The following is a 12231-nucleotide window of genomic DNA, read 5'->3' as shown; positions in this document are numbered from 1 at the left end:
CCTTCATTCATTCCCAGATTGAAAATTGGAGAGACCGAACATGCAACGCAGTAGGGTTGGCAAGTCAGAACGGCTGGAAGATCGCATTTGCCTCACCGTATCGGCCTCTGTGGTCGATGGCGACCTAATCGTCGAAGGCGATGCGGATGGCGTGGTTGAAGTCGTCGCCATCGGCGACGGTGCCTACACAGTAAGTGACGACGGCATCGTTGTCGCTGACCTCACCGACGTCGACGACGACATCTACATTCAACTTGAAGAGTCCGTTTCGGCAGTCGACGATACGGTTCTCTTGGACCTTGGCGACGAAATTGTGGATCGGATCTACTCGGATCTGGGCGACGGAAACAACGTGCTGGAGATTACCGGAGGCTCGATCTATCGCCTTACCTACCGCGGTGGCGACGATGCCGACAGTCTGCTGCTGGATACCATCATTGAATCCCAGGCCAAGCTTTCCTTAGGCGACGGGGCCAACGATGTGACGATCTCGGGCGAGGTAGCCAGCCTGACTATCAAAGGCGGCGACGACAACGATCTGATTGCGATTACCGAAGAAGCCCTGATTACTCGTAATATTTCGGCCAACCTGGGCGATGGCGACAACTCCTTCTCGGTAGCCGGTGAAATAGATGGCCGACTGGAAGTCACCGCACGCGATGGAGCGGATACCGTCACGATCTCGGAAGCCGCCATCCTGGCTGAGAGCGTGAAACTCTCTCTCGGCGAGGGGGACAACTACACGACCATCTCTGGAGCCATCGACGGCAAGGTCGACATCACCGGTGGCGACGACAACGATACGGTCGAAATCACCAGCACTGCCGCCATTGCCGACTCCGTTTTCGCCAAGTTTGGCGACGGAATCAACACGTTTACACACGATGGATCGATCGAGGGCGACCTGAACGTTACCAGCCTGAACGAAGGTGATTCGTTCATCGTTTCAGACGACGCCGTCGTAGAGGGCGACACCTCGCTCACTCCCGGCGAGCAATTCACGGGGCGCTTTGGCCATGGTGGTCACGGTCAACACGGACATGGGCACGATATGGGTGGCAGCCGCGGAGGTCATGGCGGTCGCGGCGGCGGATTCTCGTTCCGCTAGTTGACATCGAACCAACTAAACTAAATCCCTGGAAGAGGCACCTACCATGCTACAAACCTTGATTATGATCGCAAGTATCTCCCTGCTTGCAAGCACAGCCGAAGCTCATCGCATGTCGCACAATTCGTTTGGCGGTCGCAGCGGCGGTGGAGGTGGATTTGTGAACCTTGGGGGCCGCTCGCACCACGGCGACTTTGGCGTCGGCGGCACCTTTGGCTTCGACATCGTGCATGTCGATGAACCCCAAACCAAGTACGAGTCGATCTTCGATACCCTGGTGGAACAATACGAGACCGATCTCACCGAAATAGATGATTATTACACGACTGATGACTACTCCGAAATACTTGATAATATGGAGTGGTTGGTGGTCAACTACGACTTGTTTCTTAGTAGCGTGGAGCGATCCATCGAGAGACTCGACGACGTCCTAGGTATCGCCAATGAGGATCTCACCTACTACACCGATTTATTAACGGAGTATGAAGCGAATACGGAACTCTCGGAGGATACGCTCGAGAGAATCATCGAACGGTTAACCGCGGCCCAGGAGAGGATCACGGAACAAATAGAGACCTTAACAAATACTCAAACAACCCTGAACGATAACCTAGCAACTTACACTACCTTTGCTGACGAAATCGGAACCTACCTGGACGAAATGCTCGCCGCTGGAGGTACTTCGAGCGACGACACCTCGACTGATACCAGTGATTCGGACGATACTGGTTCTGAAGAATCAGCAATCGTATCCGCCGTGGCGGCCACCAGCCCTTACGAGGCGGCCCCCGCCCATGTAGTTCCCGAACCGGCCAGCTACTTCACGGCTATCGCCGGCGCGATGTGTTTACTGGGGATCTCCCGGGCAGCACGTCGCAAGTCGAGTTAGCGTTGGCGTAAACAAACATTTTACCCCGAGGCGTTAGCGGTGGGGCACTAGCCAGCAGTTCGGTGGAGAGCAGCGGCAGTGACCCCACCGCGACGTATCTTGCAGCGGAGATGTAGCGGAATGTTCTCGGTGGCTACAAAACTACAGTTCACTTTCTTCCTTGGTTCGATCACGTTTGCCAGCTTTGCCTTCGGCTACGTACCAGACGAACGCTGGTCGACGACTTCCTATGGAAGCGCTGGAGAGTCCGGTACGCCGGCAACGCTCTCCTGGAGTATCGTACCCGATGGCACTTCGATTCCCGGCGAAGGCGACAGCGACCTGATTGAGTACATGGACGACATCTTTGGCGTTACCTCTTCCAGCACCGATCTGACGGAACGACCTTGGTTCGAACTCTTTGAGAGCATCGTCGGCCGCTGGGGCGAAGTTTCGGGACTTACCTTTGAGTACGAAGCAAACGATACCGGAAGCGAAGTATATTACAACGATGGAGTCCTCGGTACGCGAGGCGATATTCGCTTCTCCGGCAGTTATATCGATGGTAGCAACAACACGCTTGCGTACGCCTGGCTCCCCGAAGTCGGCGACGTGGTGATCGATACCGGCGAGGCCTCATTCTTCGCCGATAGCTCTGATAACTACCTGGCGTTTCGTAACACCGTGATGCACGAAGTCGGGCACGCCTTGGGACTCCTCCACGTAGAATCCTCGTCGGAAGTACTGCTCATGGAGCCAGTAATCGATCTTTCGATCGACGGGCCACAGCTCGACGACATTCGCGGCATGCAAGGCCTGTACGGAGACTACTACGAGAAATCGAACAACGGCCAAGGCAACGGTACCTACTCCTTGGCAACCTCCCTCGGCAGTTTGATCGATGGCGGAGAACTCTCCATCGGATCCGATGCCACTGGTGGTCAGGAAGTCGATCCCACCGAGACCGACTTCGTTAGCATTTCCAACGCGACCGACGTCGACGTCTACTCCTTTACAATCGACCAGCCGATGACCCTGGAAGCCTTGCTTACTCCCCTGGGGGGAGAGTTCCGCCAGGGGGTGGAAGGAGGGCAACAATCGACCTTCGATGCCAATTCGCGAAACGATCTCTTGCTGACGATCTTCGACAGCAATGGAACCACCGTGATGGAACTTGCCAACGACACCGCAGCCGGCAGCACAGAAGAGATCATCGGCTTAGACCTGACCACTGCTGGCACCTATTACGCCGAAATCAGCGGTAGCTCAAGTAGTGTGCAACTGTATGAACTCGTGCTTTCCGGGTTGGCCTTGTTCATCGAGTCGGGCGATTTCAATGGCGATGGCATCGTCGATCTAGCCGACTACACCCTCTGGCGCGACTCATTTGGTGCAACGGGTACCACCCTGGCAGCCGATGGCAATGGCGACCATGTCGTCGACGCTCTCGACTACTCCATCTGGAAGTCGCAATTTGGAACCAGTACCGGACTAGGTGGCATGACAGATACAACCGTCGTGCCTGAACCTGCTGGTGGAATGTTGCTGCTGTGCTTCGCAGCAGCCTCTCTGGCGATGATCAAGTCGGCAACGTTTTAAAACAGAATCGAAAGCAACCTTCGCCTGCCCCCAGCTGTCGGGAATGTGTCTGGCCCCCGGCAGCTGGGGGCTCTTTTTGTTGAGGCAAAGCGGTTTCGGTTAGCGAACAGAATCGCTTGAATCACACCCGATACTGCCACACAACGGCTACCATCGGGCCTCAGCACACTGCCGGCTTGCAGTAGGCGACTTACCCATCCGCCGTTTGTACGCGGTGCTAAAGGCCGACTCCGATTCATAACCCACGCGATGGGCAATCTGTTGTACCGAAAGTGTGGTTTCTTGCAGTAGCTGCGAGGCCCATTCCATGCGGACGCTCGTCACGTAGTCGAACGGGGCCTGGCCCATCACATTTCGAAAACGGGCTGCAAAGCTCGATCGCGACATGCACGCCCGACGAGCCATCTTGGCCACGCTCCAATCGGTTGCCGGATCCGAACGAATCTCAGCAATCAATGGACTGAGCCGGGGGTCGCCGCTGCCATTGCTCTGCAGCTGGCCGCCTGGCAATTGCTCATATCCCCCCGTCTGCTGCAAAGCGTACACCAGTAGCAGTTGCAGGGCACTTAGACACATGGCATCGCTGTACGCAGAAGTCTGCTTAAGCTCTTCTAACAGCAACTCGCGAACAGTTGAAATCCCCGGCTGGGGCAGGGGAATGCGTTGGACACCTTCGGTCAGATCACGATCGGGGCCAGCCGCATAAGCACGAAACCGCACCATGACCAAAGCCGGATAAGCATGGGAATGCCCGTTTCCGTTGATCGAATGCGGTACCTCAGAGGAATAGGGCCGAATGATATGCGGTGTTTCCTTTGCCACCATGACCATCTCATCCGGTCCGAGAGTAATTCCATGGGCACCGCCATGTGAGCGTATCTGACACGTACCCTCACGCGCCAAGTAGAGCCGCCCAACCGTAGCCTGATCCACCACATCGAGGGGGTGGTCGATTTTTAGTTCTTTCCACTCACGGATCGCAAAGTGGCTGATTCCAAGCACCGTAAATAAGTCGCCCATGCAATTAGTACCCCATCCGATGGGCCTGATTTATACGAGGAAAAATGAGTCTAGGTTGTCCATTCTTGATAGACCGGAATTCTCACACGGTTGTCACGCCGACTTTCTACTGTCTCGAACAGACCTTTTACCCCTGATGGATGCAGAGATCAAAACGAGACGATCAACAAGGCATTTAAGACGCAGGCGAATGGCTGTGCCTTCGATCGACCTGCTTTTCTCTCCAGAAAGGCCTTCTAAAAGGTAATGCGTCGATCGCACGCAATCCGTGCCAATCAGGCGAATAACATTCGCTCCAACGCAACAGAAAGCGCTCTCCCCCGCCGACTCCTTTATTGGTGGATCATGAGAGGGCAGCGCCGTGACACCTGCCCACTGCGGAAAGCATCAAATCTCGTTATGGCGTTATTTTTTGGTTAGAGCTATGATGGACCTCTATGTCGGACGTAACCCAGATACTCTATAAAATCGAGCAGGGCGATCAGCAGGCAGCCGCCGAATTGCTGCCGTTGGTCTATGCCGAGCTACGTCAATTGGCCACCAGACGTATGTCGCAAGAAGCGGCCGGCCACACGTTGCAGCCGACAGCTTTGGTGCACGAAGCTTATCTCCGGCTGGTTGGAACCACCGACACTCCCCAATGGGATAGTCGGGGCCACTTTTTCGCCGCGGCCGCCATAGCCATGCGTCGCATACTCATCGAGAATGCGCGACGCAAGTCAACTGCCAAGCGGGGCGGGGAGCGCATCCGTTGTGAGTTGGACGACGAAATGGCGGAAGTCGCCGCGACCGACCACTCCACGCTGCTCGCTTTGGACGAAGCCCTCACCAAGCTCGCCCGCGAAGATGCGGATCTCGCTCGCCTGGTCGAATTGCGGTTTTTCGCCGGCCTGACGATTGAAGAAGCCGCTGAAATTCTCGGCATTTCCTCTCGCACTGCGAAACGCAACTGGTCCTACGGGCGGGCCTGGCTGCGACGGGAACTCGACGATTAAATTTGCGATTCTTGGCCCTTGCCACCGATTCTTATCGCATTTTATAAGTGGTACAGCGCATTGCAGGAAGGTATCTGCAGCGTGTCTTCTTCCGCGGATGTAAGTCATTGAATGCCAGCATCGCCTGAAAAGTCGATATTCCTCGAAGCACTCGAGTTCACCAGCGCCACGCAGCGCGAAGCCTATTTGGCAAAAGCGTGTGGTGCAGATGCGACGCTGCGCGAATCGGTGGAGCAATTGCTCGCAGCACACGACCGGGCCGACAACCCACTCGACCACCCTGCGGTTCAATTCTCGAAAGGGCTCCTGGAGCGACTTCGCGAAGATACAGTCGACTACGCTTCTGAATTTGAACCCTTGAATACCACCATCGATGCCTATCGATTGCTCGAACAAATCGGCGAAGGTGGGTTTGGTATCGTGTACGTTGCCGAGCAGCAATCTCCGATCCGGCGGCGGGTCGCACTCAAGATTCTCAAGCCTGGCATGGATACGCGCGAAGTGATCGCCCGCTTCGAAGCCGAGCGGCAAGCGCTCGCACTGATGGATCACCCCAACATCGCCAGGGTGTTCGATGGGGGAGCCACCTCGACCGGCCGGCCGTACTTCGTTATGGAGCTGGTGCGCGGGGTACCAATCACTACGTTTTGCGATCAGCACCAGCTGAGCCCTACCGAACGGCTTGAGTTGTTCATTACCGTCTGCCGGGCGGTGCAGCACGCTCACCAAAAAGGGGTGATTCACCGCGACCTGAAACCATCGAACGTACTCGTAACCCTGCACGATGGAGCCCCCGTTGCCAAGGTAATCGACTTCGGAGTCGCCAAGGCCATCGGTCAGAGCATGACCGACAAGACCATCTATACACGGTTCACGGCACTCATCGGCACTCCTTTGTACATGAGCCCGGAACAGGCGGAGATGACCAGCCAGGATGTCGACACGCGGAGCGACATCTACTCGCTGGGGGTCATTCTTTACGAACTGCTCACTGGCTCGACTCCATTCGACAGCCAGCGATTCGGCTCCGCAGGTATCGATGAAGTTCGGCGGATCATTCGCGAAGAGCAACCACCCATTCCGAGTGCTCGGCTGTCTACGCTCGGCGAGCGACTGACCACCGTCTCCGCAACCCGTCGCAGCGATCCTTCTCGACTTCCTGCTATCGTGCGGGGCGATCTGGACTGGATTGTGATGAAGGCAATCGACAAAGACCGCACTCGCCGCTATGAAACCGCCGATGCGCTGGCCGAAGACGTCCTCCGCTATTTGCACGTCGAGCCGGTGCATGCTCGCCCTCCCAGTCGAAGCTACCTGCTGCGTCGCTTCGCCAAACGCCATAAAGTCGCAATTACCACGGCCACGCTGGTAGTTGCTTCGATGATGCTCGGCACCGGCGTCAGCGCATGGCAAGCCTTGCGCGCGACGCGTGAGCGTAACGAGAAAGAGCTGGCGCTGCTCGATGCCGAGGACGCGCGGCAGGAAGCCCATGATGCTTATGTCCAGATTGATGATTTCAACAAAACACTGATTCGCGCGAACACGCTGCTCGCCAGCGCCGATGCCAACACACTGGCTCAGCAGTGGGCGGCCGCTAGCAGCGACTATGATCAAGCGGTAACCGTTCAACCGCAGTACTACGTGGGATGGCTCGGGCGGGCGTCGTTCTATGTCCGTCTTGGTCTTTGGGACGAAGCCTCACGCGACTACCAGGCGGCTCTCGCACTCGGGGTCGAGCCGACAGGACCAACTTGGATGGGTGTCGCTGCACTCTTTGCATCGGAAGAAGACTGGGAAACCTATCTCAAAATGCAGCAGCAGTACCTTCGGATGATCGAGAAGGACCAGACGGTTCACTTAGGCGACATTCGCGCCTGTTTGGTGACCCCTCTTGAGACCGATCAAGCGAAGCTAGTACTGGCAGCCACCCAAAAGTTAACGGAACAACAAGAGCAGCGTCCTCCACGGCCGCCGCACAATGATTTTTTCGAAGACTTCATGCGCGAATTTTCCTCCGATGGCGGGCATCGCCGCGAACCACCTCGCAAGGACCGGGGTGGCCCGCCGCGAGACAATCAACCGCATCAATTCGATCTATTCCACATGCCGGGTGCGGTAAGCTCTTACATAAACGGCATGGCCTACTTGCGAACTGGCGACTACGCCCAGGCGATCGAGCATTTGACACAAGCCGACAACGATCCAGGTTGGCCCGGCCATGGCATGTGCGAACCGGTTTTAGCGATGGCCTATTTTCGGCAAGGCAACTTGGAGGAAGCTCGCAACGCCATGCAACGCACGAATCGAGCTTACGATCGTTGGGCGGAACAAATGGTGTCGGGAGAATTGGGTAATACCCCGATCCCGTGGTTCGACTGGGTTGAATTTCTGGTACTGCGCCGGGAGGCCAGCCTGCTGATCGAAGGACAGCTTCCTGCGGAGGACGAACGTCTGCAGAACTACCAGGACTACATCCGAGCGGTGCTGAGCGACGAAGTTTAGGCAACCAAGCCGCACAAGCATCGCGATAGTTAATAGCACACAAGTCGGCATTTGGTATCCTCATTGATCGATCCTTTCCTGCGACTCCCTGATCCACCCAATTCCGCAGGTCCCCACAGGGAGCCAATCTTCCCACTCCAGGCGGGATAGATTCCCAACGCTCACGAATAGCTTCCCAATTTACCCACCGATGGGAAAATTGAATCTCCGCCCCCGCTGCAAAACCAGGGGTTTTCGGGCTCGAATAGATTCCCATTTCCCAAAACGCATCCGATGGGAATCTATTTTCGCTGTGGGAAACAATCGCAAGTCGTTTGCCTGTAGTGAGTTGCATCAACACCTCCGCGATAGTTGCCCAAAATAGATTCCCACCCATGGGAAACTATTTTGGGGAGGAGATACGATTGGGGATTTTGGATTGCGGAATGCGGAATGTCATCCTGACGGGAGCTTCCAGCGACTGAAGAATCTCGCCTGCAGCTTAAAGCTTAGAGCCTACAGCTTTAACAACCGCGCAGCAGCCAGCGCCCACGCAAGCATCCCTTCGCCTGCGCGTCGCTAAAGGGTTAAAGTTCCTCGCAAGTATCACATCGCAATCACCTCCAATCCTAAAAAAGCCAACAGCCGATAGCGAGAAGCCGGCAGCCTTCATTACCTGTTCATTAGACCACCACAGGTGGCCAATTTCCAGCGAAAAGTTGTCTAGCGGCGAAATTGCTTCGCCCTTTCGCCCGAGGCCGAACGATCGCGAGTGGCAAATACAACGAGGCACCCACACGATCAAGACTCTGTCTCGGTCGCTGGTGCCTCGCCTTCTGCGCATAAAAAAACCGCTCCCATGCTGAGCATGGGAGCGGTCGTTGACTTGGCCGAACGCCTACCTAGCGGCAACTTGTTCGGGCTGCCCCGCCGAACGCATCACCGCAAAGGCAGGTAAGGCCAGTCGATAACTCATAGGTTTCAGACTTTTGCAGCGAGACGCTTGCGAATCATGGTTAGACCAAGTGCACCGACCAACAACGCCAGGGCGGCTGGCTCAGGCACTGCAGTCGTGGCAACAGCACCACCACTGTAGACGGTGCCAAACTTGGCTTTCCACAGGTCGTAGTCAGCCATCGACACGGTGCCACCAGTGCCATTGTTGTTGAGCGTCGAGGCGTTGCCGCCCAGGTTGTCGCGCCACACCGTGTAGTCGCCGAGATCGACAACGCCATCGGCGTTGAAGTCACCGAAATCACCAGTGGGAGCCACACCGACGTAACGAACCACACCGTCGAACAGGTGAGGCACACCGTAGCTGTCGGAGACAAAGTCGTAGTCGCCAAGGCTCTCTTCTGCGAATCGCAAACTAAGGTCTTCAGCGCCGATATAGACGTTGTACCCCACGCCGAGCGAAATGGAGGCTCCCGCCGCCAAAGTCGAAGTACCGTTGAACTGCGATTCCGTAATCAAGTAGTCGTCCGAGCCACCACCAACGGTCCAATTAGAAGCAGGGAATCCGGCTTTCCCGCCCAAACCATCGAACTCGGTCGAGTCGAGGCTCCCGCTTTGGCTTTCAATCTCAATCGCCCGCAGGTTGAACGACTGGGCATTGCTGCCGTTGTTGCGAAGCGTCATCTCACCGGTTCCGCGGTTGACTTCCAACACCACCGGCGAGGGACCACTAAGCATGCGGAACTCGCTGCCGCCGATGTTAGTATTACCGTTTTCGGCCGAAACTTCAGCCACTGTAATCCGCATCGCAACGTACTGAAAACTGTAATCGTTGTTCAAGGGATAGGGACGAATATAGCTATCCAAAGCACGAGCATCGTCGCCATCGAGCGCGAACACCGAATCGGGCTCGGTTGCGGGGGTTTCGTTATTGCTCGCACCAAAAGGGGTGTCGCTGAACCAGAACTCAAACGAACCAACGCGGTCGGCATCGGGAATCGCCCCCGAACGTTGTGCCCAGGCAAACGAGTTGGAAGAAACTGTCGAACCGTAATCGAAGAAAAGCGTCTTCGGAGTCGCGCCGACACTGACGTACTGGCTGCCAACTACCACTTCCGGATCAGGATTGTTGTAATTGAAATTGAACAATTCCGAATCCACACCATAGACATCCAGGAACTCATCGTCGAACAAGTAGTCCGCAATTTTGTACTCACCACCTTCATAACGAGCGGTCTCAGAAGCTTGAATGCCGAACTCTCCGCTCGGCGTACCAAGGTTACTGTAACTCACGGCCATCGCATCGCTGGCGGTGAAACAAGCAACGAGTCCGAACAGCAAGGTAGCAGCCATCCACCGACGGGAGCGATAACCAACGGCAGCAGCACCTGCCAAAACCAGCATCACGATTGACGAAGGCTCAGGCACCGAAGTGGGGGCCATCAAGGCATCAATACCACCAGCAGCACGTGCTAGCAGAATGAAGTCTTCGATGTCCGAATCGAGGTCGCCATCAAGGTCGCCTAGCAAGTAAGCTTCGGCTGGTGAAAGATTGGGATAGTAGCCACCGAATCCTTCGAGGAAGATCTGATAGTCATCGAAGTTGATGCTGCCGTTGTAGTCGTAGTCGCCAGCGATAATGGCATTGCCGGTCATCTCGACACTCTGCGAGATCAACTCGCCAGATTCGTCGTAAATCAACACGCGGATGTCGTCGTAAGGAGTCAGCAAGAACAGATCGCCTAGATTGACGGAGTTACCTGCAGTGATGGTCAGGCCATTACCGGCTCCTCCTGCAGTCATGCCTTCTGCAATACCCGTGCTTTGTGATTGGGCATCGACCACCCAAGTGTCATCCGGGTCGGTACCAGCTGTGGCAATCGGCGTCCACTGCGAAGCATCTAGCGTCCCGAAGGTCGCCGAAGCAATCTCGTAGCTTCCAATCGTCACGGTCGATTCTGCGCGAATCGAAACGGCACCCGTCGCGCGATCGATCACCACGGTCGCTGCATCGTCTTCGAATAATTCGAATTCAGCAATCTGCATGAGATTGTTGTTACCCTTCAACGTGGGAAACACCATCTTGTACGAGGTGTAGGCGGTATTGCTCGCGTTATCTACTTGCACAACACTACCAGCGGCAAAGCGATTGTCGGGGAGCGACAGAGTTCCCTGATCGATCAATACCCAGTCTTCCTTATCACCAACGCTGTTGTCTTCGCTGGTAATTTCGTCGTTCGTACCATACAGCACCCACGAGCTAGGATCGCGTTCAGGAAGATCGTTCGCGGTCGTGACCCGAAATCCTTCGACTACAGATGATCCCCTAGAGGGAGTAACAATGAAGCCACTGTTGGGACCATCCGTATTGAGGTACTTCGTAGTGATGTCGCCATCGATCGCCAATGGCGGATTCTCAAGAGCGGGATATCCGCTGTAAGAACTATACTCAGCTTCTTGTACCGCCAACACCAAGTTGGGACTGGTGGTAATATCGACACCGCTGCTGTTCAACAACTCGACCTCACCCAACTGCATCGAGTTGGCAGCAGCCGAGTTGCGAACGGTCGGAAAGATCATCCGATAAGCAGAATAAGAAGTCGTATTGCTGAAGGTGTAAGCATCGGAAAAAGTGTAGCGATCTTCAGTAAGGCTCAGATCACCTTCAGAGATCAACTCCCAGCTCTCCAAATTGCCAGCACTATTGTCTGTGCTTGCAATCGAGTCGTTCGTGCCATAGAGCACATACGACATGGGATCGCGTTCCGAGGCATCGTTCGCGGTAGCCAAACGAAAACTCTGGATCACGGAACTCGATTGCGGCTGGATAATAAAACCGGTATTCAGTTCGCCAAAATTTAGGTACTTCGTCGCATCTGCTTCCATGTACAGATCGTCGAACAGATAGTACGGGGTTTCGCCTGCGGGATAGCTACTGTTTAAAGAAGAATAAGAATCTTCATCGATAGCAATAATCGGGTCGCCAGGAGTAAGCACATTCAAGGCCAGGGCGGTCTGCTCGCAAGCAAATCCCAGCACCCCAACCATCAGGAGCAAAGAAAGTGAACGACTCATCATTAAAAATCCTCTAGCCAAGTCAATGAACAGTGTTGTGATTAGATGTTGCCGCCCGACAAGTTGTGCGCACTTTGTGCGTCGAAACCGGCCTCCTCCAATAGGGAGGTGGTTTCATTTCCGATAAATGG

General features: G+C 55.3%; 7 protein-coding genes. 5 read left to right on the top strand and 2 right to left on the bottom strand.

Annotated features, from left to right (window positions below):
• The first annotated feature begins 40 nt into the window (after positions 1-40).
• The 3 genes from Pan181_RS11070 (at position 41) to Pan181_RS11060 (ending at position 3575) form a co-directional block, all read left to right on the top strand.
• Entirely contained in the window at positions 41-1108 is a 1068-nt protein-coding gene (locus tag Pan181_RS11070) for a hypothetical protein (RefSeq protein WP_145246869.1), read from the top strand.
• 46 nt (positions 1109-1154) lie between these two features.
• Positions 1155-1997 (top strand): hypothetical protein, encoded by an 843-nt coding sequence (locus Pan181_RS11065; protein WP_197529162.1) that lies wholly within the window; start codon positions 1155-1157, stop codon positions 1995-1997.
• Positions 1998-2126: 129 nt separating this feature from the next.
• A complete protein-coding gene (locus tag Pan181_RS11060) occupies positions 2127-3575 on the top strand; it encodes a matrixin family metalloprotease (protein WP_197529161.1) in 1449 nt (482 codons plus the stop codon).
• A gap of 147 nt (positions 3576-3722) precedes the next feature.
• Here the strand turns inward: Pan181_RS11060 and Pan181_RS11055 are convergent, their stop codons facing one another.
• Entirely contained in the window at positions 3723-4595 is an 873-nt protein-coding gene (locus tag Pan181_RS11055; RefSeq protein WP_145246866.1) for a helix-turn-helix domain-containing protein, read from the bottom strand.
• 437 nt (positions 4596-5032) lie between these two features.
• Between Pan181_RS11055 and Pan181_RS11050 the strand changes: the two genes are divergently transcribed.
• Complete coding sequence (locus tag Pan181_RS11050) at positions 5033-5590, top strand: ECF-type sigma factor (RefSeq protein WP_145246865.1); 558 nt, start codon at positions 5033-5035, stop codon at positions 5588-5590.
• A 111-nt stretch (positions 5591-5701) separates the two neighbouring features.
• Positions 5702-8092 carry a serine/threonine protein kinase gene (locus Pan181_RS11045; protein WP_145246864.1) on the top strand — a complete coding sequence of 797 codons (2391 nt, stop codon included), beginning with the start codon at positions 5702-5704 and terminating at the stop codon, positions 8090-8092.
• Positions 8093-9052: 960 nt separating this feature from the next.
• Here Pan181_RS11045 and Pan181_RS11040 read toward each other — a convergent pair.
• Positions 9053-12103, bottom strand: a complete 3051-nt coding sequence (locus Pan181_RS11040) for a PEP-CTERM sorting domain-containing protein (protein WP_145246863.1) — start codon at positions 12101-12103, stop codon at positions 9053-9055.
• Positions 12104-12231 lie beyond the last annotated feature (128 nt).

Origin of the sequence: Aeoliella mucimassa, assembly GCF_007748035.1 — a bacterium.
GTDB lineage: Bacteria > Planctomycetota > Planctomycetia > Pirellulales > Lacipirellulaceae > Aeoliella > Aeoliella mucimassa.
This window is presented reverse-complemented; position numbering and strand designations above follow the sequence as displayed.

Excerpts from the sequence above, each read along its gene's own strand:
- Pan181_RS11070 (WP_145246869.1), top strand. The coding sequence starts at position 41 with ATGCAACGCAGTAGGGTTGGCAAGTCAGAACGGCTGGAAGATCGCATT.
- Pan181_RS11065 (WP_197529162.1), top strand. The coding sequence starts at position 1,155 with ATGCTACAAACCTTGATTATGATCGCAAGTATCTCCCTGCTTGCAAGC.
- Pan181_RS11055 (WP_145246866.1), bottom strand. The coding sequence starts at position 4,595 with ATGGGCGACTTATTTACGGTGCTTGGAATCAGCCACTTTGCGATCCGT.
- Pan181_RS11050 (WP_145246865.1), top strand. The coding sequence starts at position 5,033 with ATGTCGGACGTAACCCAGATACTCTATAAAATCGAGCAGGGCGATCAG.
- Pan181_RS11045 (WP_145246864.1), top strand. The coding sequence starts at position 5,702 with ATGCCAGCATCGCCTGAAAAGTCGATATTCCTCGAAGCACTCGAGTTC.
- Pan181_RS11040 (WP_145246863.1), bottom strand. The coding sequence starts at position 12,103 with ATGATGAGTCGTTCACTTTCTTTGCTCCTGATGGTTGGGGTGCTGGGA.